Source organism: Streptomyces sp. NBC_00859 (genome assembly GCF_045161865.1).
Classification (GTDB): domain Bacteria; phylum Actinomycetota; class Actinomycetes; order Streptomycetales; family Streptomycetaceae; genus Streptomyces.
The window spans coordinates 3,026,728-3,050,879 of record NZ_CP108826.1; the positions used below are offsets into that span (position 1 = coordinate 3,026,728).

15 protein-coding genes are annotated in these 24,152 nt (G+C 71.8%); 3 read left to right on the forward strand and 12 right to left on the reverse strand.

From position 1 onward, the window contains the following. Window positions 1-36: 36 nt before the first annotated feature. A complete protein-coding gene (locus tag OG584_RS12890; protein ID WP_405777992.1) occupies window positions 37-843 on the reverse strand; it encodes a LuxR C-terminal-related transcriptional regulator in 807 nt (268 codons plus the stop codon). Next, window positions 840-2,120, reverse strand: a complete 1,281-nt coding sequence (locus OG584_RS12895) for a PspC domain-containing protein (protein WP_405777993.1) — start codon at window positions 2,118-2,120, stop codon at window positions 840-842. Before OG584_RS12895 ends, OG584_RS12890 begins: the two co-directional genes overlap by 4 nt. A 130-nt stretch (window positions 2,121-2,250) precedes the next feature. Between OG584_RS12895 and OG584_RS12900 the strand changes: the two genes are divergently transcribed. Together OG584_RS12900 and OG584_RS12905 are read left to right on the forward strand one after the other, a co-directional pair. After that, window positions 2,251-3,537: a PspC domain-containing protein gene (locus OG584_RS12900; RefSeq protein ID WP_405777994.1), complete on the forward strand. Its 1,287-nt coding sequence runs from the start codon at window positions 2,251-2,253 to the stop codon at window positions 3,535-3,537. Then, window positions 3,527-3,901: a hypothetical protein gene (locus OG584_RS12905; protein ID WP_405777995.1), complete on the forward strand. Its 375-nt coding sequence runs from the start codon at window positions 3,527-3,529 to the stop codon at window positions 3,899-3,901. The genes OG584_RS12900 and OG584_RS12905 overlap by 11 nt, the downstream gene beginning before the upstream one ends. Here OG584_RS12905 and OG584_RS12910 read toward each other — a convergent pair. The 4 genes from OG584_RS12910 to guaA form a co-directional block, all read right to left on the reverse strand. Continuing rightward, the gene (locus tag OG584_RS12910) at window positions 3,811-4,338 is read right to left on the reverse strand and encodes a DoxX family protein (protein ID WP_405777996.1); all 528 of its coding nucleotides are present in this window, start codon (window positions 4,336-4,338) and stop codon (window positions 3,811-3,813) included. The genes OG584_RS12905 and OG584_RS12910 overlap by 91 nt on opposite strands. A 360-nt stretch (window positions 4,339-4,698) precedes the next feature. Continuing rightward, entirely contained in the window at window positions 4,699-5,982 is a 1,284-nt protein-coding gene (locus OG584_RS12915) for a hypothetical protein (protein ID WP_405777997.1), read from the reverse strand. A 345-nt stretch (window positions 5,983-6,327) separates the two neighbouring features. Further along, complete coding sequence (locus tag OG584_RS12920) at window positions 6,328-7,170, reverse strand: class II aldolase/adducin family protein (RefSeq protein ID WP_405784031.1); 843 nt, start codon at window positions 7,168-7,170, stop codon at window positions 6,328-6,330. Window positions 7,171-7,296: 126 nt separating this feature from the next. Next, window positions 7,297-8,871 carry a glutamine-hydrolyzing GMP synthase gene (guaA, locus tag OG584_RS12925; RefSeq protein ID WP_405777998.1) on the reverse strand — a complete coding sequence of 525 codons (1,575 nt, stop codon included), beginning with the start codon at window positions 8,869-8,871 and terminating at the stop codon, window positions 7,297-7,299. Window positions 8,872-9,166: 295 nt separating this feature from the next. On the opposite strand from guaA, the gene OG584_RS12930 reads away from it, so the two are divergent. Then, entirely contained in the window at window positions 9,167-9,562 is a 396-nt protein-coding gene (locus OG584_RS12930; protein WP_405777999.1) for a chorismate mutase, read from the forward strand. A 788-nt stretch (window positions 9,563-10,350) separates the two neighbouring features. Here OG584_RS12930 and OG584_RS12935 read toward each other — a convergent pair. The 6 genes from OG584_RS12935 to OG584_RS12960 form a co-directional block, all read right to left on the reverse strand. Beyond that, window positions 10,351-12,267 (reverse strand): GMC oxidoreductase, encoded by a 1,917-nt coding sequence (locus OG584_RS12935; protein WP_405778000.1) that lies wholly within the window; start codon window positions 12,265-12,267, stop codon window positions 10,351-10,353. 40 nt (window positions 12,268-12,307) lie between these two features. Further along, the gene (locus OG584_RS12940) at window positions 12,308-13,930 is read right to left on the reverse strand and encodes a succinic semialdehyde dehydrogenase (protein ID WP_405778001.1); all 1,623 of its coding nucleotides are present in this window, start codon (window positions 13,928-13,930) and stop codon (window positions 12,308-12,310) included. A gap of 272 nt (window positions 13,931-14,202) precedes the next feature. Next, window positions 14,203-16,113 carry a protein kinase domain-containing protein gene (locus tag OG584_RS12945; protein WP_405784033.1) on the reverse strand — a complete coding sequence of 637 codons (1,911 nt, stop codon included), beginning with the start codon at window positions 16,111-16,113 and terminating at the stop codon, window positions 14,203-14,205. 175 nt (window positions 16,114-16,288) lie between these two features. After that, a complete protein-coding gene (locus OG584_RS12950; protein ID WP_405784035.1) occupies window positions 16,289-17,917 on the reverse strand; it encodes a serine/threonine-protein kinase in 1,629 nt (542 codons plus the stop codon). A gap of 181 nt (window positions 17,918-18,098) precedes the next feature. Next, window positions 18,099-21,371: a protein kinase gene (locus OG584_RS12955; protein WP_405778002.1), complete on the reverse strand. Its 3,273-nt coding sequence runs from the start codon at window positions 21,369-21,371 to the stop codon at window positions 18,099-18,101. A gap of 123 nt (window positions 21,372-21,494) precedes the next feature. Beyond that, the gene (locus OG584_RS12960; protein WP_405778003.1) at window positions 21,495-23,447 is read right to left on the reverse strand and encodes a protein kinase domain-containing protein; all 1,953 of its coding nucleotides are present in this window, start codon (window positions 23,445-23,447) and stop codon (window positions 21,495-21,497) included. Window positions 23,448-24,152: the final 705 nt, after the last annotated feature.

Consider the following 24,152-nt stretch of genomic DNA (forward strand, 5'->3'; position numbering starts at 1 on the left):
GGGACCCGGAGCGCACCCGGAAACCGCGCCGCGGGCTCAGACCAGACGGCGCGCTGTCGCCCACCGGGTCAGTTCGTGCCGGTTCGACAGCTGGAGTTTGCGCAGCACCGCCGAGACGTGCGACTCGACAGTCTTCACCGAGATGAAGAGCTGTTTGGCGATCTCCTTGTACGCGTAGCCGCGTGCGATGAGCCGCAGGACCTCCCGCTCGCGCTGCGTCAGACGGTCCATGTCCTCGTCGACCGGCGGTGCGTCCGTCGACGCGAAGGCATCGAGGACGAACCCCGCGAGGCGGGGAGAGAACACCGCGTCGCCGTCCTGGACCCGGAAGATCGAGTCGACCAGGTCGGCGCCGGTGATCGTCTTGGTGACGTAGCCCCGGGCACCGCCCCTGATGACGCCGATCACGTCCTCCGCGGCATCCGAGACGGACAGGGCGAGGAAACGGACCGGGTTCTCCCCGTCGGACATCAACGCGGCGGAGCGGCGCAGCACTTCGACGCCGCCGCCGCCCGGCAGGTGGACGTCGAGCAGGACGACCTCGGGGCGGGTGGCCTTGATGACGGTGACCGCCTGGTCCACGTCGGCCGCTTCACCGACGACCTCGACACCCGTCGTCTCCGTACGGCCGATCTCCGCCTGCACCCCCGTGCGGAACATCCGGTGGTCGTCGACGAGGACGACCCGGGCCCTGCGGCGCTCCGCGGGCGGCCCACTCCCGGCGGGCCCGTCGTTCCCGGAGCGGTCGCCGGGATCGGTGCTGTCGTTGGGGGCGGTGCTGCCGTTGGTGCGGGTGCTGTCGTTGGGGCCGGGTGTCCCCGTGCGGTCGGTGGGCTCGGTCATGCTCGCTCCATCTCCAGTTCCACTACGGTGCCCCCGTCGGGAGCGGAACGCAGGCTTGCCGTACCGCCGTTGCGCTGCATACGGCCGATGATCGATTCTCTTACGCCCATCCGGTCGCCGGGCACCGCGTCGAGGTCGAAACCGGGTCCCCGGTCCCGTACCGACACGAAGACCGTACGGCCTTCGACTTCCGCGTACACCTGTACGGCCCCGCCCTCGCCACCGTACTTGGCCGCGTTGACCATGGCCTCGCGTGCCGCCTGCATCTGGGCCGAGAGCTTCTCGTCCAGCGGGCAGTCGCCGACGACGACCACCTCCAGCGGCACCCCGTGCTTGTCCTCCACCTCGGCTGCGGACTTCTTGACGGCATCGGCGAGGGTCTCCGGCTCGTCGTCCTTGTCCTTGCCCGTGCCCTCGGGGCGGTAGAGCCAGGCGCGCAGCTCGCGCTCCTGGGCGCGGGCCAGCCTGCGTACCTCGCCCGGCTCCTCCGCGTTGCGCTGGATCAGGGTGAGGGTGTGCAGCACCGAGTCGTGGACATGTGCGGCGACCTCCGCACGCTCCTGGGCGCGGATACGCATCAGCCGTTCCTGGGAGAGGTCCTGGGTCATCCGGACGAGCCAGGGCCCCGCCAGCAGGGCAATCCCGGCGACCACGGCGAGCGCGGCGGTCAGCACATTGCCGAGCTGCGCCGACGAGCCGCGGATCACGATGAACGCGGCGAGCCCCACGCCGACCAGCACGACACCCGCCAGTGCGCGCCCCAGCGGCAGCAGCCGGCTGCTGCGGCCTACCTCAGACCAGTGCGCCCGGCGCGAGTTGTCGGCCTGGCGCCAGACCAGGACGACACCGGCGCCGATGAGCAGGACGGGCCAGATGTACGGGCTGGCGTCACCGCCGATGTCCACGTTCTGGATGAAGATCGCCACACCGATGATCAGCGCGACGAGGGCGACGATCTGGCCCCCGTCCGGCTTGCGCAGTCTGCGGCGGCCGTCCGGGGACTGCTCGAAGGGCGATCTGTTCGCCTCGACCCCGCCGGCGCCGAGCGGCACGACGAACCAGAACGCGACGTACAGCAGCGCGCCCAGACCCTCCAGGGTGAAGAGCGCGATGAACGCGGCCCGCACCCAGGAGACGGGTACTCCCAGGTGTCCGGCGAGCCCGCGTGCGACGCCGCCCAGCATCCGCCCTTCGGCGCTGCGGTACAGCTTGCGCGGCGTGGGCTCCTCCGTCGGTTCGGCGGTGGCGCCTGCGGGGCGTGGCGGGGCGACTGGCATGGTCCGATCGTCACACGGACCGGCCGCTGCGGGCATCAGGGAAAACCCCCTGGTTCCGCGGTACGAAATCAGGGATCGGCCAGGGTCGCGGCAGCCCCCGCCTGCGCGGACGGGCCGTCACCATGGGGGTATGACAACCCCGCCGCCGCAGAGCGAGCCGCGACCGCAGCTGCGGCGCCACCGGAGCAACAAGGTGGTCGCCGGGGTCTGCGGGGGGCTCGGCAGACATTTCGACCTGGATCCGGTGATCTTCCGGGTCGTTCTCGGGGTGCTGGCGGTGACCGGCGGCGTCGGGCTGATCTTCTACGGTTTCGCCTGGCTGCTGATCCAGCTGGACGGCGAGGAGGAGAACGAGGCACGCAGACTGCTGACCGGGCGGGTCGAGGGCGCGTCCATGGCCGCGGTGCTCTTCGCGCTGATCGGCTGCGGGCTTTTCCTCTCGATGCTGCACTACGTGACGGTACTGGTCTTCGCGGCGCTGCTCTCGCTGGCCACCGCGGGCTCCGCGGTCTGGTCGGAGCGGCGCAGGCTCGCCGTCCCCGAACCGCCGGAACCGGCCACCGGGCAGCGCGCGGCCGGGCAGAAAGTGGCCGGGCAGAAAGTGGCTGACGCGCCGCCGGAGACGAAGGCGCCCCCGGCGCCGGCCGGCCCGTCCTGGTGGCGGGACCCGATCATCAAGGACGGCACCACGGGGCCGGTCGGATCCGGCTATCTCTGGGGCCCGTCGGACAGCGTGGCGGATACGCCGTCCAGCAGGAAACCGCGGGCCGTCCCGGCCGCGAGCCGGGGGCCGCGAGGTATCGGCGGCCGGCTGTTCCTCGTCGCGCTGGCCGCGGCCGGGCTCGGCACGGGTCTCTCCTGGAACGGCCATCCGGTCGGCACGAGCCTGCAGACGGGGCTGGCCTGCGCACTCGCCGTCTTCGGACTCGGCCTGCTGCTCAGCTCGTTCATCGGCCGTACGGGGTTCGGCACGCTCGTCCTGGTGGTGCTCACGACGGGGCTGCTGGCGGCTGCGAGCGCCCTGCCGGAAAGGGTCACATCGCACTGGGTGCGTACGGAGTGGCGGCCGGCCGCGGTGTCGGCCGTGCACCCGCGGTACGAGGTGGGCACAGGAGTCGGCACGCTGGACCTCGGCCACCTGGACCTCCCGCCGGGGAAGTCCGTCCGTACACATGTGGAGGTCGGTGCGGGCCGGGTGGCGGTCGTCGTGCCGAAGAACGTGACCGTGCGGCTCAGGGCCGAGGCGGGTCTGGGCGACATCCAGTTGCCCGGTGAGAACCAGCAGGACATCGACATCTCCCCCGCCCGGGACAGAACGGTGACCCTCGCCCCGCAGCACGGCAGCAAGCCCGGAGGCACGGTCGATCTCCATCTGGAGGTCGGCCTGGGACAGGTGGAGGTGACCCGTGCACGGTGACGGAGCAGGGCCTGCGGGAACGCAGCGGGACGGACAGCGTGCCGGCGAGGTGCCGTCCGGCGGGGCGCGGCGTGCCGACGCGCCGCGCCGTGAGCCGCACCGGGAGTTCCTGCACGAGTTCCGGCCGGGAAAGGCCGTCGCGGGGCTGGTGCTCCTGGCGATCGCGGCCGTCTACCTCGGTGACGCGGGCGGCTTCTGGCGGACACCGCCGGTGGCCGCGCTGCCGATGCTCGCCGCCGGTCTGGTGCTGGCGGGCATCACCAGCACGGTCGGTTACGGCGTACGCCGGCGGGCGGCCAGAAGGGCGTCCACCGAGAACAGCGGCGACCCGGCGAGCAGGAGCGGCAGCCAGGCCACGAGGTAGACGAGGTCGTTGCCGTAGTAGTACGGCGTGGACTGCCAGCTCACGGTCAGCCAGAGACTCAGCGAGATCAGGGCCCCGCCGAGCGCCGCGACCCGGCCGAAGAGCCCGAGCAGCGTGCCGATGCCGACGGCGAGTTCCCCGAGGGCGATCACGTATCCGAAGCCCGACGGGCTCTTCAGGGCCAGGTCCACGAGTGCCGGGACGGCGGCGGAACCGCGCACGGAGTGCATGAGCTCACCGATGGAACCGGGGCCCGTCGCGTGCAGGAAGGCGGAGTCGGTGAGCTTGTCGATCCCGGCGTACAGAAAGGTGACACCGAGGAAGATCCGGAGCGGAAGCAGCGAGTACCGCCGGGCGGCCTCCTGACGGCCTCCGCCGCGGCGCCGCACAGTGCCGCCGATCCCTATGGGTGTGCCCGTCCGGTATCCCTGAACCATGGCCTGGTCCTGCCTCTCCGATTGCCCCGTGGCGCGTGCCGGTGTGGCGGACGCAGTCACGATTTTGCGTTGCGTGCCGGGAAGGGCCGCGGACGGGGGTGCTCGCGGCTGCGGGCCACGCCCGCCACCGGCACGCACGACCGCCCGGTTCCGCACGCACGACCGCCCGGTTCCGCACACCGGCCGCCCGGTCCCGTCGGCCGTCCGGTCCCGTCAACCGGCCAGCCACACCGGTCAGCCGGTTCACTCGGTCGCACCGACCGGGCTCACCTCGACCGGCCCGTCACCTCCATCAGTGAGTCACGTGGATCAGCCCGACACCACGATCAGCCGGTCACACCGATCAGCCCGACACCGCGATCAGTCGGTCACGTCGATCTCGCACGCCGCCGTCTCCACTCCGGCCGCCGTCACCACACGTACCTCCACCCGGCCCGGCTCGACCTCCACCGGTACGGGCACCGTCAGCACCGTGTCCGAGGGGTTGGCGAAACCACCCTCCACCGGGACCAGCGGCACATGGACGTGCACCGTACCGATCCGCACCATCATCCGGGCCAGCCGGTCCGGGGTCCGCGCCCCCGGCGGAACGAAGCCCGCACCACGGATCTCGATGTCGTCCCCGGTACGGATCGGGGCGTCCAGGTCCCCGGCCTCCCTGGCCCGGACCACCGAGAGCACCACGGGCCTGCCGCCCTCCGCGTACTTCCCCGCGAAGTACGTCACGGCCGAGACGCCGACCAGGAGCGCAAGCCCCCACGGGAGGTCGGGCAGCTGATCGGGACGGCGGGCCAGACGTACCGCGGCGAACACCACCGTGACCGCGGTGACCAGGACGTACTGCACGTCGCCGAAGCTGCCGCGCCCCGAGTCGTCCGTGAGCAGATCGGCGGCGCGCGGCCGGTCGGCGCCCACCTTCTGCAGCTTCTGGGCCAGCACCCGCAGTGCCACCACCCGCCGGACCACCACCGCGACGGCGCAGACCAGGGCCAGCACACTCACCAGGCCCGCGCCCCGGGCCAGTTCGAGTCCGGCGATCAGATCGTCGCGCCTGCCGGGGCCGGAAGCCCCCGCGAGCTGGAGCGAGAGGACCAGCACGGAGAAGACCGCGAGCAGCACCCACGCCCCGGCGACCGCCCGGGAGGTGGACAGCCGGTTGTCCTCGCCGATCACGGGGGCCAGGAGTCCGCCGTGCGCCCGGTGGGTGCGCGCCGCGCCGGTCAGCAGCCCAGCGGTGATCACCGCGGCGAGCACTCCGGCGGTACGGGCCGTGCTCCAGCCCGCGCCGATCGCGGTCGCCGCCTCGGCGAGCACGAGCGCCGCCGCGCTCCCCCACACCACCAGCAACGTGCGCACCCACACCCGCTGGAACCAGGCTTCGCCGGCCTCCCTGCTGCGTTCGGCCACCGCGCGTGCCGACTCGGTCAGCTCGTCGGACACCCACTGGCGGGATGCCCCCGCCGAGTGGGCGACGCCGGCGGGCAGACCCTCACCGGCCGCCAGCCCGTCCCTGCGGGCGAGGAACGCGGCAACAGCGCGCCGGTGCCCCTCACGCGCCCCGTGCGGACAGCCGGGGCACGTGCACCCGCCGCCGTGCGCCCCGGCGTGCGGACCTTCGCCCTGTCTTGCTTCCTGTACCGCCACGCAGAACGCCGCCCTTTTCCGCCCCGTGCACTTCCACGGACTTCGTGAACTACCTTGCATTTCAAGGGAATTGTGCCGCACGGGCGGCGGCCCATCGGCAGCAGGTCAGGTCAGCGGGGGTGATTGACAGCACGTCAGGTTGACGCGGCTTCACAACGGCGCGCTTCCGCACGAGCGTTCACCCCTGGCCGTTCACCCCTGGCCGTTCACCCCTGGCCGTTCACTCCTGGCCGTTCGCTCCCGGCCGTTCGATGCCGCGCGTGCAGTCCGGTGCGTCCAGTCCGGCTCGGCCGATCCGGCTCGGTCCGTCCGACTAGGTCCGTCCAGCTAGGTCAATCCGCGCGTTCAATCCCGTACGCCGGGACCGGGACCGGTTCCGCTGATCTGCCGCCACAGCGGCTGGTAGTTGATCCACGCCACCAGATCACTGCCCAGCTGCTCACGCGTGGCGACGGCGTTCCTGTGGTCGATCAGCACGGGCTTGCCCGCGGCCCGCGCGGCGAGCTGGACCTGGCAGGAACGCTCCATGGTGAGGAACCACCAGGCCGCGGCGTCCACCGAGTCGCCCACGGTCAGCAGACCGTGGTTGCGGAGGATGACCGCCTTGCGGTCGCCGAGTGCGGCGGCGATCCTGCGGCCCTCCTCCTCGTCGACGACGACGCCGGTGTAGGAGTCGTAGAGCGCGTGGTCCTCGTAGAAGGCACAGGCCTCCTGGGTGATGGGCTCCAGGAGCTCGCCCAGCGCGGACAGCGCCCGCCCGTGCAGCGAGTGGCTGTGCGCGACCCCGACCACCCCGGGCCTGGCCCGGTGCACTTGGGCGTGTACGGCGAAGGCGGCCTGGTTCACGTGGTGGCGGCCCTCGACGACCTGTCCGTCGCCGTTGACCAGGATCAGGTCCCCGGCCCCGAGCTCCGCCAGCGGCGCCCCGAACGGGTTCACCCAGAAACAGTCGGCGTAACCCGGGTCCCGGGCGGTGATGTGGCCCGAGACGCCGTCCTCGTAGCCGTACTGCGCGAAGAGCCGCAGCGCCCCCGCGAGCCTCGTCTTCCGGTACTGGCGCTCCTCCGCGAGCGTCTCGTGGACGGGCGGCATGGCGAACCGGAGCTGCTCGACCGGTACGGGGGCCGGCGCGGCCGAAGCGGAGGCCGGTGCGGAGGTCGTGTAGGGGGCCGGTATCGGGGCTGGCATCTCAGTCATGGCCGGAAGCTACCGCGCGTTACCGCAGGTGAACAGAGTCATGCACCGCCCGTCGGCGGCGACAGCGAAGCGCCGCGGTACCGGATGTCCGGTACCGCGGCGCTCGTCAGCTGCAGGTCACTCCCACTCGATGGTGCCCGGGGGCTTGCTCGTCACATCGAGCACCACACGGTTCACCTCGGCGACCTCGTTGGTGATACGCGTCGAGATCTTCCCGAGCACGTCGTACGGCAGCCGCGTCCAGTCGGCCGTCATGGCGTCCTCGGACGAGACGGGACGCAGCACGATCGGGTGGCCGTAGGTGCGGCCGTCGCCCTGGACACCGACCGACCTGACATCCGCCAGCAGCACCACGGGGCACTGCCAGATCTCGCGGTCGAGACCGGCCGCCGTGAGCTCCTCACGCGCGATGGCGTCGGCTTCGCGCAGCAGGTCGAGCCGCTCCTTGGTGACCTCGCCGACGATACGGATACCGAGGCCGGGGCCGGGGAAGGGCTGGCGCTGGACGATCTCTTCCGGCAGGCCGAGCTCCTGGCCGACCATCCGGACCTCGTCCTTGAAGAGCTGGCGCAGCGGCTCGACGAGCTCGAACTCGATGTCGTCGGGCAGGCCGCCCACATTGTGGTGGGACTTGATGTTGGCGGTGCCGGTGCCGCCGCCGGACTCGACGACGTCCGGGTACAGCGTGCCCTGCACCAGGAAGGCGACGTCCTCGCCCGCGTCGGCGATGATCTCGGCCTGGGCCTGCTCGAAGACGCGGATGAACTCGCGCCCGATGATCTTCCGCTTCTGCTCGGGGTCGGAGACGCCCTTGAGTGCGGTCAGGAAGCGGTCCTCGGCGTCGACGACCTTGAGCTGTACGCCCGTGGCGGCGACGAAGTCCTTCTCCACCTGCTCCGTCTCGCCCTGGCGCATCAGACCGTGGTCCACGTACACACAGGTCAGCTGGGAGCCGATGGCCTTCTGCACGAGGGCGGCCGCGACGGCGGAGTCGACGCCGCCGGACAGACCGCAGATCGCGCGCTTGGTGCCGACCTGCTCGCGGATCAGGGCCACCTGCTCCTCCACGACGCTCGTCGTGGTCCAGGACGGCTCGATGCCCGCGCCCCGGTAGAGGAAGTGCTCGAGGACCTGCTGGCCGTGCGTGGAGTGCAGCACCTCGGGGTGGTACTGGACGCCGTACAGCTTCTTCTCGTCGTTCTCGAAGGCCGCGACGGGCACGACGCCCGTGGACGCGGTGACCGTGAAGCCCTCGGGCGCAGCCGAGCAGGCGTCACCGTGCGACATCCACACCGGCTGCTCGGCCGGTGTGCCCTCGAAGAGCGTCGAAGCGGGCTTGGACACGGTGAGTGCGGTGCGGCCGTACTCCCGCGCGCCGTTGTCGTCGACCGTGCCACCGAGGGTGGTCGCCATGAGCTGGAAGCCGTAGCACATACCGAAGACGGGGACCCCGGCCTCGAAGAGCGCCCGGTCGACGCTGGGCGCGCCCGGCGCGTACACGGACGACGGGCCGCCGGAGAGGATGATCGCCCTCGGGTTCTTCGCCAGCATCTCGGCCACCGGCATGGAGGACGGCACGATCTCGCTGTAGACCCGCGCCTCACGGACGCGACGGGCGATGAGCTGGGCGTACTGCGCGCCGAAGTCGACGACGAGGACGACCTCGGGGGCTGCGGGGGGTGCTGCTGGCACGGGGCGGCCTTCCGGCGGAAAAGGAGGGGGTCTGGTATGTCGATTCTAACGGGGCCGGAGGTACGGACTTGTCTCTCCCTCCGAAGGCCGTCCATACTGGGCGTATGCATCAGCAGCTGACCTTCGTCTTTACCTATGGCACCGGCCCGTCCGGCTGCCATGGGTTCATTGGTTCTGCTGCTTGAGCCACTGACACGTACTTCCCCAGGCGCCCCGGACCGGCAGAGGTCCGGGGCGCCTGTGCATTCCGGACCGTGCCGCTCCGGGGGGCCGCACCCCTTCAGGAGTCCCGGACATGAGCACCGAAACCAGCGCCCCCGTCGGCACGGTCACAGCCACGCCCACTGCCACTGCCACTGCCACTGGAGCAACGACAGGCTCAGGCGGTACGGGCTCAGGCACGAACGCCGGTGCGAGCGCGGAGCGGACCGGCGCGCACAGTGGTGAGGCGGCGGCCGTGATCACGGGCGCTCGCGGGCGCATCGACAGCCTCGACGACCGGATCATCGGTCTGATCCAGGAACGGATGGCGGTGTCGGCCGTCATCCAGGACGCCCGGATGACATCCGGCGGGCGCCGGGTGAACCTGTCCCGCGAGATGGAGGTTCTGGCCCACTACAGCGAGGCACTCGGCAAGCCGGGCACGGGGCTGGCGATGACCGTGCTCGAACTGTGCCGGGGACGCATCTGAGCATGCCGGGGACGGCCCGTATCTGAGTTCGGGCCCGCTCTCACCCGTACGGCGCGTGACCGGTCCGGGCAGCTCTTCGTTGGTCCAAGCGTCCGTGTCAGCCAGGGGCGGCCTGTTGGTGAAAGAGAGAAAACCACGCGTGGCTTCGCTGAGGCGTGTGACGTACCGCAAGTGCGTCGTGGGACCACATCTCAGCGCGCGTGACCGGGCGGCAGGGGACAGCGGCCCGGTCACACACGGCCGTCGGTTCCGGGGACGCCCGGAACCGGCAGCCCGGTCCCGGCACGGTCCTCGGTTCCTCCCGCACGCACGTCCCGCAGGACCCCCTCCCGCACAGCCTCCTCCCGCACAGCCTCCTCCGCGCCGGGAGTTCCCGCCCGCGCGCCGGGCGGCACCCGGCTCACACCCCTCCACGGCGCACCCCCCGGCGCCGTCGCCCGCCACCGGTGCTGCCCTGACGCCGGTGGCGCTGCCCAGGGGCCCGTGGAATCACTTCCGCGGGCCCCTGGCTTCACGTTGCGACCCGTCAGTGATGCAGCTCACACGAGGATTCCCGGAGTCCGGAAGCAACCATTCACCTGGCCGGTCGGTCATCCATGCGTACCCACCGGTGGCCCCACCCGTGTACACGAGCACCGCGGCAGGGCCGCTGCCCGTACGCGACGAGGTCCGCACGTTGTCCCGTCTCGCACGCGGCGCCACCGGCTGGAGTACCGGCCGGACTCGGGAGGGCTGCACTCGGAGGGGGGTGCAGCCCTCCCGCACGCTCGGCGCCCGGGGAGCGGGGCCTACTTCAGCGGCTCCGCCGGGGCCGCGCCACCTGTCTTCGCGCCACCTGTCTTCTCCGGGGCCGCACTGTCGGGTGAGGCCGGGCTGCCCCCGGCTGAGGCCGTGTTCTTCGGCGGGACCGCGGGCATCCCCAGGAACGGCAGCCGGAGCGCGCCGAAGGCCGCCGCCGGAACAGCCGGCGACTGCGGTTCGACAGCGGCGAGCCGCTCGTACGCCCCGCCCTGTTCGGGGCGCGGGTCCGCGTCGCCCTTGTTGGGCCAGTACGACATGGCCCGCTCCGCCTGGGCGGTGATGGTCAGTGAAGGGTTGACGCCGAGATTCGCCGACACCGCCGAACCGTCGACCACCGAGATGCCCGGATGTCCGTACAGGCGGTGGTACGGGTCGATCACGCCCTCGTCGGCGGTCGCGCCGATCGCGCAGCCGCCCAGGAAGTGGGCGGTCAGGGGGGTCCCCATCAGCTCGCCGACGTTCGAACCGGCGAAGCCGTTGATCTCCTCGGCGATGAGCGACGCGGCCCGGGTGCCCTCGGCGATCTGTTTCGGGTTGGGCGCGCCGTGCCCCTGCCTGGCGGTGAGAAGCCCCTTGCCGATCCCACCCGTTTTTCGGTACGTCGTCAGGGAGTTGTCGAGCGACTGCATCACCAGGCCGATGATGGTCCGCTCGGACCAGCGCCGGTTGGACAGCGAACGGGCCGTCAGCCAGGGGTGCTTGGCGACATTGCCGAGCCAGCCGAGGACGCGCCGCGAGCCGAAGGGCACCTGGATGATGGACATCGCGCCCATCGCGTTGGATCCCTTCCCGTACCGCACCGGCTCGATGTGGGTGTCCGCGTCGGGATGGATCGACGAGGTGATCGCGACCCCCTGGGTGAAGTCGGCCTTCGGCGCACCGTGCTTCCTGCGGTAGCGGCGGTCCGTGGTCTGCGAGCCGACCAGCGCCTCCGAGTTGGTACGGGTCAGCTCTCCGAGCTTCGGCGAGATGCGCGGCAGCAGCCCCTGGTCCTTCATGGTGTGGAGCAGCGTCTGCGTTCCGTACGTACCCGCCGCGACCACCACCTGCCGGGCACGCAGCACCCTCGGCGCCCCCTTGCGGGCGTCCGTCGTGACCGTGGTGACCCGGTACCCGCCCTCGCCGTGTTCCGCTATCGCGGTCACCGAGGTCAGCGGGTGGATGACCGCTCCCGCCTTCTCGGCGAGATAGAGGTAGTTCTCGTTGAGGGTGTTCTTCGCGCCGTGGCGGCAGCCCGTCATGCACTCGCCGCACTCGGTGCACGCCCTGCGGGAGGGGCCCGCCCCGCCGAAGTAGGGGTCGTCAACGGCCTTGCCGGGCTCCGTTCTGGCCGTGCCGTCCGAGTCGTCCCCGTCGCCGAAGAACACCCCGACGGGCGCCATGTGGAAGGAGTCACCGACGCCCATCGCCTCGGCGGACGCCTTCAGATGGACGTCGGAGGGCGTCATTGTCGGGTTGAGCCGCACACCGAGCATGCGCTTTGCCTGGTCGTAGTACGGCGCCAGTTCGGCCTGCCAGTCGGTGATGGATGCCCACTGCCGGTCCTGGAAGAACGGCGCCGGAGGTACGTACAGGGTGTTGGCGTAGTTGAGGGAGCCGCCGCCGACCCCCGCGCCCGCCAGCACCATCACATTGCCGAGGAGGTGGACGCGCTGGATGCCGTAGAGGCCGAGCGCCGGGGCCCAGAGATAGTTCTTGATGTCCCAGGAGTTCTTGGGGAGGGTGCCGGGGGTGAAGCGGCGGCCCGCCTCCAGGACGCCGACCCGGTACCCCTTCTCGGTGAGCCGCAGGGCGGTGACCGAGCCGCCGAAGCCGGAGCCGACCACCAGCACGTCGTAGTCGTACGGCGCGTCGGGGCCGCCGCCGGCCGCGACCTCACCGCGGGCAGAGCTCTCCTGTGACATTGACTCTCCTCTCAGAGAATTTCTTGCGGAAGTAGGAGAATTAGCGGAGTCGGAGGGCCTTCATCGCCTTGAGGCTGCGGCTCATGAACGCGGCGTACTTCTCGTCGTCCATACCGAAGGACGGCGCCATGGGCATGACCCGCTGGTGCGCGACGGTCTGCGCCTCGGTGTACTTGAGGATGCCTTCCGAGCCGTGCCTGCGGCCGAGACCTGAGTCCTTCATGCCGCCCATCGGCGACTGCACGCTGCCGTACGCGGGCGCGTACCCCTCGTTGATGTTGACCGTGCCGGTCCGCAGCCGGGCGGCGACCGCGTGGCCGCGCCGTCCGTCCTTCGTCCATACACTCGAATTGAGGCCGTAGGGAGTGGCGTTGGCCGTCGCGACCGCCTCGGCCTCGTCCGTGAAGCGGTACACCGCGACCACCGGACCGAATGTCTCCTCGGTGCAGACGGCCATCGGGGCCTCCACGCCGTCCAGGATGGTCGGCTCGTAGAAGAGCGGCCCGATGTCCGTGCGGTGCACGCCGCCCGCGACCAGCGTCGCACCCTTCGAGACGGCCTCCTCCACGTGCGCCCGCACAGCCTGGAGCTGGCGTTCACCGGCGAGGGAACCCATGTCCGCGCCGTACGCGAGGGAGCTGCCGAGGCGCATTGCCTTCGTACGCGCCGCGAAGCGCTCCAGGAACGCGTCGGCGATCGACTCGTGGACGTAGAGGCGCTCGATGGAGATGCAGAGCTGCCCCGCCGAGGAGAAGCACGCGCGGACCGCGCCCGCGGCCGCTTTCTCGATGTCCGCGTCCTCCAGGACCAGCATGGCGTTCTTGCCGCCGAGTTCGAGTGAGACGCCTACCAGCCGGTCCGCCGCACCCCGGGCGACCTCACGGCCGGTGCGCGTCGAGCCGGTGAAGGAGACGAAGTCGGCGTGCTTGACCAGTTCGGGGCCGACGACCGGGCCTTCCCCGATGACCACTTGGAAGACCTCGGCGGGCAACCCGGCCTCGATGATGAGGTCGCGGGCCCAGAGCGCGGTCAGCGCGGTCTCCGTGTCCGGCTTCATCACCAGGGCGTTGCCGGATACAAGAGCCGGCAGCGCGTCTCCGACGGACAGCTCGAAGGGGTAGTTCCAGGGGGCGATCTGCCCCACCACACCGCGCGGCTGCCGCAGTTCGGTGACCTTGGTGAAGGTCGGGATCGCGCCGGTGTGCCCCTTGGGCTTGAGGTACGAGGGCGCCTTGCGGCCGTAATGGCGCGCGGCGACAGCGACGGCCTGGACCTCCTCGTGGGCGTGCAGCCTGGCCTTGCCGGTCTCCAGCTGGATGAGATCGAGGACCTCGGCCTGCCGGGAAAGCACCAGATCGTGGAAGCGCAGCAGGACGGCGGCCCGCGTCCGGGCGGGCGTCGCGGCCCACGCGGTCTGGGCCCTGCGGGCCCGCTCGAAGGCGGTAGCGACGTCCTCGGGACTCGACTCGGGCAGATCGGCCAGCTTCCCGCCGGTGAAGGGGGTGTGGTTGGCCGTACGTCCGGAACCCACCACGCCACGCGTCAGCCGGGCGACCACTTCGGGGGTGACCACATCGGCGGCGGTGCGCACACCGGAGGGGGTGGGGGCGATCGGGTTCGTGCCCCGGGGGGCCGTGGCGGTGGAAGCCTGCGAGTCCGTCATGAGGGGAGGTTATGCCTCGGCGGAGACTTTCGGTACCCATGAGTAACGCCTTTTCACGGCCCCCACATATGCCGCCAGTGATCGCTGGCGACATAACCCCTGATCAGGCGGGTTAGGGGTCCTTGCACTGTGCCCGCCCGGGTCGGACGCGCATAGCGCAAGGACCCCTGAGCGGTGCGAGCGGTCTCGGCGTGCTTGTTCCGGCCACCTTTCCCGCCGCTCCCGCCGCTCCCAGCGCTCCTGCGGCCCTTCGGTGCCGTGAGGCCGCCGGGTCAGTGCTGGTCCCCGGTACTGCTCGCGTCGGCCCGCGCCGAGAAGGAGCCGACGGCCGTGTCGAAGTGCCGTTTCGCCGCGTCCGGGCTGCCGACCGGCGCCGATACCCAGACGTCGTAGAGACGGCCGTCCTGCTCCCAGCAGAGGTCGTACGTGTGGCGGGCGCCCTCGCTCCTGGAGTATCCGTTCCAGGTGAACTCCCAGAGGGCCGCGTCATGGCCGCCGTGCGTGGTCGCTGTGACCGTGCCGTCGCGGTAGCCGGGATTGCTGGCGGGACCCGAGGCATCCGATGCGCGCTGCGTTTCGAGGGGGCCGCCGCCGGGGCTGCGGTGGATCCGGATGCCGATACGGAAGACCTTGCCCGGTGTCATGTAGTAGACGCGTTCGTCGTCGGCCGACCGGGTGGCGTCGGCCGGGACCGCCAGGGAGAAGTCGCCGGGGTCTTCGGCGGTACGGTAACCGGCCGGGGCACCGGACACACCGGCCCGGGACGTGCCCGGAGCCGGCGACGCCTGACGGGTCACGGTCACCGTGGGGTGGGGACTTGACGCCACGCTGTGGTCCGGCTTCCGCTGTGATCCGCGGTCCGGGATACCCGTGGTCCCCGCGGCGGCTGCCGCAGGTGCATCCCGCGACGGTGCCGCGCTGTCCCTACGGCCCGGTCCCAGGTCGCCCTGTGCGTACAGCACGATGCCGGCCCCCGCCGCGGCGGCGAGCAGTACGCCAGCGACGAGCGAAGTCCGCCGGAGCAGAGCACGGGAGGGCCGCGGCGGCGACACCGTGGGCGGGCCGCCGGGCTGGGCGGCTCGGGAAGGGCTGCCGGGCTGCGCGGCCTCGCCCGGCATGGCGACGGCTCCCGGCTGCGCGACCGCGCCCGGCTGCGGGACGGCGGACTGCGGGAGCGCGGACTGCGCAACGGCGGACTGCGTGACGGCACCGGACCGGGCGACCACGGAGGCCGGGGCGGGCGGGGCGGAGGCGGGCGGGGCAACAGTCGGGGGCCCGGCAACGGGGGTGGGCCTGCCGTGCGCCCCCGCTGGGGCACACGGCAGGGCCGGTGCGTCCGGTACAGCCCCTCCAGCCGGTTCAGCCGGTTCAGCCGGTCCACGCCGTCCAGCCGGTCCGGCCGTGCGCTCCGGTACGGGTGGAGCGGCGGTCCCGCGCTCCTCCACGCCCCCCGCAGTCAGATACGCGCCCAGCAGCCGCTCCGCCTCGGCCGCCTCCATCCTGCGCATGGGATCCCGTTCCAGCAGCCCCAGGACGACGGGCAGGAGCGGCTCCGCCTCACGGGGCGGGCGGATCTCGTCGGCGACCACCGCGTGCAGCACCCCGCCCAGTGAATCCCGGTGGAAGGGCGACTCCCCGCTCAACGCGGCACACAGCAGCGCGCCGAGCGACCACAGGTCGGACGCGGGCCCCGCCTCGCCGCACTGCATGCGCTCCGGCGCCGTGTACTCCGGCGAGCCGATGAACGCACCGGTCTCACTGATCGTCGTCGCCCCGGCGAGCCGTGCGATCCCGAAATCGGTGAGGACCACCCGGCCGTCTTCCTCCAGCAGGACGTTGGCGGGCTTGATGTCCCGGTGCAGGACCCCTCTGGCATGCGCCGCCCGGAGCGCGCCCAGCAGCGCCAGTCCGATACGTGCGGCCTCCCGGGCGTCCACCGGGCCCTGCTCCGAAAGGTGTCCCGCCAGTGAACCGCCGACCACCAGTTCCATGACGATGTAGGGGTGTTCGTCGTCCTCGACGACCACGTCGTGGACGACGATCACATGCGGATGCTTGATCTGGGCGACCGCGCGCGCCTCACGCAGCGCCGATGCCGTGGCCGCTCCGGTCTCCGCGTTCAGCTCCTTGACGGCGACCTCCCGGCCGAGCAGCTGATCGGTGGCCCGCCAGACCGTACCCATGCCGCCCCGGCCGATTCGGTCCCCGAGCAGATAACGCCCGGCGACCGTACGGCTGTTACGCGGATCCTGTGCCACTGGTGCTCCCCCTACATCCCCCGTGGGCCCATCATGCCGCACGGGAACCGAGGCCCGGAGGCATCATGGACCGTGCGCTGCCCGGTCGGCGGCGGAGGGGTCAGCGCGGCGGCTGCCAGGAGCGCAGGATCGTGTCGAACCGGCTGCGGTCCCAGTCCTTGGCCGGTCCGCCCATGTAGATCGCGTACTCGGCTTTTCCGTGATCCACGTTGTACATCTGGTCTATGGCACGGCGCCGGCCCGGCTGCCCCTTGGTCTCGGTCCAGGTGAACTCCCAGAGCGCCGCGTCCTGGTCACGGAAGTTGTTGACGTGCAGCGTTATCCGGTGGTAGTCGGGAAGCCGGTTGAGCTTCGGTTCGAGAGACAGTTCATGCAGATAAGGAGTGGAGTAGTCCGGGTCCTTGTCGATACTTATCCGGATGAAGTGGTTGCCGTCGTCCGGCGTGTAGTCGATCTCGTTGGAGCCGTCCATCTGACGCTTCCAGCCCTTGGGCAGGACCATGGAGAAGCCTTCCGGCTCGGTCACCCGGTGCCAGCCCGCCGGAATGCCTCCGAGTCCCTTCTTCCCGGTACCGGCGCCCGGTCCACCGGGCCCGGAATCCGAACCGCCGGAACCCGTCTGCCGGTTCTCGTACTTCATGACGCCGAAGCCGACACCCGCACCGACGACCACGGCGAGGACCAGGACCAGGGCACCGGTCCGCAGTCGGCCGCGCTTGCGCCCGGAGGCAGCAGCCGGGGCCGCCGCACCCTCAGGAGCGGGTGCGGGTGCCGGGACGTGTGCTGGTCCTGGCACATGTGCCGGCACGTGTGCGGATTCGGGCCCTCCGGTGCCGGCCGGCGGCGGTCCGGCCGTGGCCGCCCCCGGTGCCACGGACGCGCCGGGCGAGTTGATCCGGCTCGTGGGCGTCGCGTCCTGGAGCATCCCCTCGGTGACCAGCTGCGTCGGAACGTACGCCTCGGCCTGCCGGGGCCTGCGCCCCTCCATCGCGTCCAGCAGCATGCGCTCGGCCTCGGCGGACCCCGGTCGTTCAGCGGGGTCCTTGCGCAGCAGCCCGGTGATGACGGAGGCGAGCGGCCCCGCCCTGGTGAGCTTCGGCGGCTCGTCGTTCACCACGGCCTGGAGGGTGGAGATCGGCGAGGTGCGGCGGAAGGGCGACCGTTCCTCGACGGCGGTGAAGAGGGTGGCGCCCAGGGACCAGAGGTCGGACGCGGGGCCCGGCGCCTCGCCGTAGACGCGTTCCGGCGCGAGGTAGTCGATGGAGCCGACGATCTCGCCGGTCCGGGTGATCTCCGAGTCACCTTCGATGGCGGCGATACCGAAGTCGGTGATGAGGACCCGGCCGTCGTGGGCGAGCAGTACGTTGCCGGGTTTCACATCCCGGTGCAGTACCCCTGCCGCGTGCGCGGCGCGCAGCGCACCCAGGACATGGAGCCCCACCCGGGCGGCCTCACGGGGGTCGAGCGGGCCCGAATCCTTGACGGCGTCGGCAAGTGACGGGCCGTCGATGTACTCCATGACGATCCACGGCCGGTCGTCGAACTCGATGACGTCATGAACGGTGACGACTCCGGGATGGTTGATGCGCGCGGCGGCCCGCGCCTCCTTCTGCGTCCTGGCATGCAGTACGGCCCGGTCGGCCTCCGAAACGTACAGACCTGCCGTCAGTTCCTTGACGGCCACCGTCCGGTGCAGCACCTCGTCGTGAGCGCGCCAGACCTTGCCCATGCCGCCGCGGCCGATGAGTTCGCCCAGCCGGTAGCGGCCTGCGAGCACCAAGTCCGCGCTATGAGTGTGTTCCACGTACCCCTGTCCGTTCCCTCGACTGCCAGGTTACGGACGGATATTCGGTCGTGGAACCTCGGGGCGGACCGTGATACCGCACTGTGACGGGAATCGCCCCGTCCGATCACTTCACCGTTCGGTAGGTGGCCACAGCCTGTTCATAGATTTCGGTGACCTTGTCCCGCTGTGCTTCGGGGCCTATGACCTGGACGATGTGATAGCGGCCCGCGATGATCATCGCCACGTTGCGGACGTACACCTCACGGCCGCTGCTGTCCTGCCAGGTGAACTGCCCCTCGGCCATGGCCTGCTTGCCCACGTCGATACGGCGCAGTCCGGATGCGGACGACCATGTGGAGTCACGGAACGGTTTGAGCTCCCGCTCCTTGTTGCGCTGGTACGCCATGGGGTCGGCGCCTTCGTCCTTGACGCTGTCGCGTCCGGGTACGACGACAAGCTCGAAGTCGCCCCCGAGGTAGCGGACCTGCCCGGCGTCGTTGACGGGACGGCGCTCCCAGTCCTTGTCCACCGCGACCTGAAACCCTTCGGGGTCCTTACGGACGGCGTAACCCGCTGCGGGCCCACCGCTGTCGGGCTCCGTGCCCTGCGGTGACCGTGGCGCCTGCGGCTGCTGGGACTTCCCCGCTCCGCCGGGCCGCTGGGAACCGTGCTCGTCCGAGGCCGAGCCGGCCGGGACCGGCGCCGGCGCACCTGTGCCGCCCTGCTGCGAATCGCCGGTCTTCGGCATGAACTTCAGCGCGTACACGAGTGCGGCGACCAGGACGACCAGGATGACGACGAGCAGCGTCCGGCCTAGTGAGCGCGGCTTCGCTTCCGGCCGGGTCTGCTGGCCGGCCGGGGCGGAGCGCTCGTACGGGCCCGCCGCCACGGAGTGCAGCGGCTGCGCGGGGTGTACCGGGCGCGCGGGCCCGGCCGGGACCACCGGGTCCCTCCTGCGGCCCCCCTTGCGCTGCTGACGGTGACGGCCATGGGCGCCGTCCCCCGCGGCGCTGCGGCGGCGACGGCGGACGAGCTCTCCCCTGCGCCGTACGATCGGCAGCCGCGTGGCATCGGCCGGCGGGACGGGCACGATCCCCTGCCCTGCATCCGGCTCGGGAGCCGACCGCACCAGTGAGCGCAGCCAGCCGCGCAGCTCCTCTATGTCAGGCCGCTCCGTGGGGTCCTGACGCAGCAGCGACTCGACGACGGGCCGCAGCGGCCCGCACTCCTCGGCGAAGGCGGGAGGCTCGGCGCAGACCAGCTGGACGAGTTCGGCGGCGCTCTCCTCCGGGTACGGGCCGTGGCCCTGGACCGCCCGGAAGAGCAGCACCCCGAGTGCCCACAGATCGGTGGCCGGCCCGACCGGGGCGGCAAGCTGCCAGTTGCTGTGGACGGGGCCGGCCTGCTCGGGCGCCCACCGTTCGGTGACAGCGCCCACGACGGTAATGCGCGCCTGCCGGGCCCGCTCGGCGGCGAGCGGGGTCTGCGGCCCCCGGCGGACAGCCGCGGCGCGGCCCGCTGAGGCCTGGTCCCACCCATCCGGCACGGCTACGGCCCGGGGGCGGGAGCTGCCCCGGGGGGCGCCCCGGCCCTGCGCATCCGGGCCGGGGGCGTACGGGCCGGGGGCATGGAGGCCTGAGGTGTACGGGCCGGGGGCATCAGGTCCGGCTGGATACGGGCCGGGGGCGTGGGGACCGGGCGCGTGGGAGCCGGAGGCCTCGGATCCGGGCGCGTGGGAACCGGGCGCGTGGGAACCGGGCGCATGGGGACCAGCAGCATCAGGTCCTGCGGTATCGGGACCGGTGGCCTCCGGCTCGTGCACCGTCCGGTCGTAGACGTACCCGGCCTGGGCACTCCGGTCGTAGAGGTCCCGGGCCTGGGCCATCCGGTCGTAGATGTCCGGGTCTTGGGCGCTCGCGGCTCGGGCGTTCCGGGCTTGAGTGGTCCCGGCTCGGGCGTTCCGGGCTTGAGGATTCCGCGCGTAGGCCTCCCGGTCACGGGCGATCCGGTCCTGCGCCTCCCGGTCACGGGCGACCCGCTCCTGCGCTTCCCGGTCACGGGCGACCCGCTCCTGCGCCTCCCGGTCGTGGGCGCCGCGCAGGTCGTCGGCGCGCATGCCGTCCCCGGCGCCGGAGCGCGGTTGGGCTCCGTGCCAGAAGCCTCCCGGTTCCTGCCGCACGGGCCGCGCGGGTCCCGGCGCGGAACGCTGGACCGGGAGACCTCCGGTACCGCCCTCCGGCTCGTCCCGGCCGGTCTCGTCCCCGCTGACGTGTGCCGCCGCCCGTGCACCGGCGCGGTAGGCGGCTATGGCACCGGCTCGCGCGGCACGGACGTCGCCCGCTGACGAGCCACCGTCCCGGGGAGCGGGCGGGCCGGGCTGCTGCCCGGGGGCCTGCGGATCGTCGCGCAGCTGGTCGTACATCCGGCCGCCGGGCTGCCCCGGCTGCTGGTCCTGGGTGTAGCCGGGCGGCAGCGCAGGCCCGGCAGGGAGCACCTGACCGCCGGACGGCACCTGCCCGGCCGGGTATGCGCGCTCGGCCGCCCGCGCCGCGTCCTCGCCGGCCCAGCTGTCCCCGTCCCAGCCGTTCCCGGCCCAGGAGCCGCCGGACGTTGCGGGCCCGTCGGGTCCATCAGGCGTTCCATCGGCCTGGCCGGCGCCGCTGCCGTCTCCGCCGCCTGCCGCGTACGCCGCCGGGGGCCCGGCCACAGCCGGAGAGCCTGGCACCGGGCTCTCTCCGGGTACTGGAGGCGCTAACTCCGGGGCCGGCACCGGGTCGTACCCGCACAGCGCCTCCTCCGCGGCTCCGGCGGCCAGCCCGGTCAGGACCACCCGGCCGTCGTCGCAGACCAGCACAGTACGGGCCGTGATGTTGCGGTGGGTCCAGCCGTGAGCGTGCAGCACTCGAAGCGCGGTGAGCACATCGGAGGCGATCTCCGCCGCGCGGTACGGGTTCAGGGGGCGCTCGGCGAGCATCGCGGCCAGTGGTGTCGCCTCGACCAGCTCGCTCACCACCCAGAGTGAACCGCCCTCCGCGAAGACGTCGAAGACCTGGTCGAGCCGGGGGTGGTCGGGAATCTGCGCCGCCGACTGCGCCGCCTCCATGGCCCGCCGCACCGCGGGGTCGGCCGGGCTGCGGGTCGTGCGGGCCGACGCCCGCCGTGCCTCCGGGAAACCGGCGGGCGTTCCGGATGCCCGGCCGGCGCCGGGGCCCGCGCCCTCGTCGTGCTCGTCGACCATCTCCGCGTCCAGGACCTCCGGCAGCGGCACCTGCCGGACGAGGACTTCCTGCCCGCTGTAGGTGTCGAAGGCGCGGGTCTCCGCCGGCTCCGGCTCGTCGCCGGGCAGCAGCGGAAGACGGTAGCGGTCGGCAAGGACCCTTCCCGCGTACTCGTCCACGACGCCTCCCCGGAGCGCGCTGTTCCCTGGTCTCAGGGACCACATCAATCCGTCAATTACGGTCGATTACGGGCCCATTGCGACTGCGTACGGTCCGCGTACTCTCACAATACGTGTCCTGGGTCACTTCTTGGGGGCGAACGTCTTGAACGCCGTATTACGCAGCGTGGTGCACTCGCCGCCGTCCCAGTCGCTCGCCTCGCAGCTGACCATGATGGAGTAGCCGCGCTCGGAGTCGACCTTGAACCCCCGGTTCAGCACCCGGACGCGCCGGCCGTTCTGGTCGCGCTCGAACGACCAGTCGGCGACGGTCGGGTAGCCGTTGTACTCGACCTTGTGTATGCCGAGGTCCTTGTACCCGCCGACGCTTGCCCGCAGACCACCGACCGCCGCCCGCCAGGCAGCGGCCGCGTCGTCCTTGGGCGAGCCGTTGAAGTCGATCTGGACGCGCGGAAAGCCTCCGCGTGACGTGTTGTAGATCCCGCCCGAACTCACACCCGCTATTGCGGTGCGGTGGAACCCGGAGGGCATCGTCATCGAGAAACGGAACCGGTCGTCAGTGACCTTCTTGTACCCGCTGGGCAGAGCGTCACCCGCGGGCGGCCCGGACGCCTCACCGGACGGCGAAGGCGAAGGGCTCCCGCCGTTCTGGTCCTTGGCGTTGCCGTCGCCCTTGCCCTGTCCGCCGGAGCCGCCCTGCTCGCCCGTCTTCCCCTTGCCCTTGCCGTCCCCGTCGTTCTTGCTGTCGTCCCCGGCCGTCGCACCACTCGAAGCGCTCTTGTCGCCCTTGGACTTGCCCTGATTGTCCTTGTCGCCGCCACCGCCGAGCGCGAAGGCGAGGACGGTCCCGAGCACCGCGAGTGCCACAACGGCCGCGATTATCACCAGGGTGCGGCGCGGCACCACATCGGTAAGGGGCGCCCTGACCCGGGCGGGCGGGCCGGCAGCCGGCCCGGACGGCTTGCCCGCCTTGGACGCGGCCGATTCGGACCTGGCGTTCCGTACGGATGTCAGCGCGCTGCGCACCCGGTCGGCGGCCGCCGTGTCCCTGGCCTTCTGGAGCTTGGACTCCTTTGCAGGCCTCGGCTCCCCGACGGCCTTGGGCTCCTTGACCGGCTTGGGCGCCCTGGCGGGCTTGGCCGGTCCAGGCTCCCCGGGTCCGTCGGGCACAGGCGGCAGCGGAACGACCCGCGTCGCGTCCGCCGCGATCGGCCCGGCAGCGGCTTCCCGCGCCTCCGGGGCATGGATCACGTCGTTGAGCAGACGCCGCGCACCAGCGTCGTCGAGGCGCTGGGCCGGGTCCTTGGCGAGCAGACCGTAGATGACCTCCGACAGGGCGCCCGCGTTCTTCGGCGGGTCCAGCGGTTCGGTCATCACCGCGGTCAGCGTCGCGATGGCAGACCCCTTGTCGTACGGCGGCACTCCCTCGACGCTCGCGTACAACAGCCCGCCCAGCGACCAGAGGTCGGCCGGGGGGCCCGGCTTGTGACCACGGGCCCGCTCGGGCGAGATGTACGAGGGGGCCCCGACCAGCATGCCGGTAGAGGTCACCGACGGGTCGCCCTCGACCTGCGCGATCCCGAAGTCGGTCAGTACGACCCGGCCGTCCTCGGCAATCAGCACGTTGGACGGCTTCACGTCGCGGTGCAGGATGCCCTCACGGTGCGCCAGACGCAGCACGTCGAGAATCGCGAGACCCACCTCAGCCGCGCGCACCGGCGTGAGGACGCCTTCCTCCCGTACCAACTCGGCCAGCGAGCAGCCCTCGACGAGCTCCATGACGATCCAGGGCCGGTCGTCCTCGTCCACCACGTCGTAGACAGTCACCGCTCCGTTGTTACGGATCCGGGCGATTGCCTTGGCCTCGCGCAGCGTACGCGTGACAAGCCGGCGCTTCTCGTCCTCATCGATGGCCGACGGAAAGCGCAGCTCCTTCACCGCGACGGTGCGCCCGAGCGTCTCGTCCACGGCCCGCCAGACCGTGCCCATGCCGCCCTTGCCGAGCACACCCCCAAGCCGGTACCGCCCAGCCAGGAGGCGCCCCTTGGTGTCCTTCGCCTGCTCCGCCTCCGACATGCGTCCCCTCTGCGTTCAACCCGCCCTGGCAGAGCGTCCATTGTCTCTCACTGCGAGACCGATGACGGTGCCGGGTCCGTGGGCGACCATCATGGGCCATGCGGGAAGGGTTTCACGCCACACCAACGCCCCACCGGCCACTCGCAGTCGCGCCGTTCCCGCATTGTCCGGCGACGAGCTCGGCAGCAGTGCCGGAAGTCACCACCCGACGGCCCGGCCGAGTTCTGCCGGAGAACCCGAGGTCGAACGGGTGCGACCAGCCCGGTCGGTCCCGCCCCGGCCCGCGGGACGCGTACGCCCACACGCCTGCCCGGCAGGGCCGCGGGTCACACCCGACCGGCAGGGCCGGGCCCGGCCGAGCTGAGCCCGGCTGAGCCCGTCTGAGCCCCGCTGAGCCGGTTCCCGGTGAGCCGGTCCGGATGAGCCGGTTCCGGATGAGCCGGTCCGGATGAGCCGGTCCGGATGAGCCCGTGAGGTCCGCGGCGACCGGGTCCGACAGCCCCAACGGGCCCCCAACCGGCCCCGCTGCCCGCCCGAACCGGGCAGCTCTGGCGCGGGGCTGGCGCGCACCCGGCCGGCTCCCGTGCGCACAGCTCCCGTCCAACCGGTTGGCTCCAGGCAACCGGCCCCCGTCCAACCGGCCAGCTCCCGTCCAACCGGCTCCCACTTGACCGGCTGGCTCAGCCGACCCGCCTCCCGCTCGAC

Excerpts from the sequence above, each read along its gene's own strand:
- OG584_RS12890 (WP_405777992.1), bottom strand. The coding sequence starts at position 843 with ATGACCGAGCCCACCGACCGCACGGGGACACCCGGCCCCAACGACAGC.
- OG584_RS12895 (WP_405777993.1), bottom strand. The coding sequence starts at position 2,120 with ATGCCAGTCGCCCCGCCACGCCCCGCAGGCGCCACCGCCGAACCGACG.
- OG584_RS12900 (WP_405777994.1), top strand. The coding sequence starts at position 2,251 with ATGACAACCCCGCCGCCGCAGAGCGAGCCGCGACCGCAGCTGCGGCGC.
- OG584_RS12910 (WP_405777996.1), bottom strand. The coding sequence starts at position 4,338 with ATGGTTCAGGGATACCGGACGGGCACACCCATAGGGATCGGCGGCACT.
- OG584_RS12920 (WP_405784031.1), bottom strand. The coding sequence starts at position 7,170 with ATGCCAGCCCCGATACCGGCCCCCTACACGACCTCCGCACCGGCCTCC.
- OG584_RS12930 (WP_405777999.1), top strand. The coding sequence starts at position 9,167 with ATGAGCACCGAAACCAGCGCCCCCGTCGGCACGGTCACAGCCACGCCC.
- OG584_RS12935 (WP_405778000.1), bottom strand. The coding sequence starts at position 12,267 with ATGTCACAGGAGAGCTCTGCCCGCGGTGAGGTCGCGGCCGGCGGCGGC.
- OG584_RS12940 (WP_405778001.1), bottom strand. The coding sequence starts at position 13,930 with ATGACGGACTCGCAGGCTTCCACCGCCACGGCCCCCCGGGGCACGAAC.
- OG584_RS12945 (WP_405784033.1), bottom strand. The coding sequence starts at position 16,113 with ATGGGTACGGTCTGGCGGGCCACCGATCAGCTGCTCGGCCGGGAGGTC.
- OG584_RS12950 (WP_405784035.1), bottom strand. The coding sequence starts at position 17,917 with ATGGGCAAGGTCTGGCGCGCTCACGACGAGGTGCTGCACCGGACGGTG.
- OG584_RS12960 (WP_405778003.1), bottom strand. The coding sequence starts at position 23,447 with ATGTCGGAGGCGGAGCAGGCGAAGGACACCAAGGGGCGCCTCCTGGCT.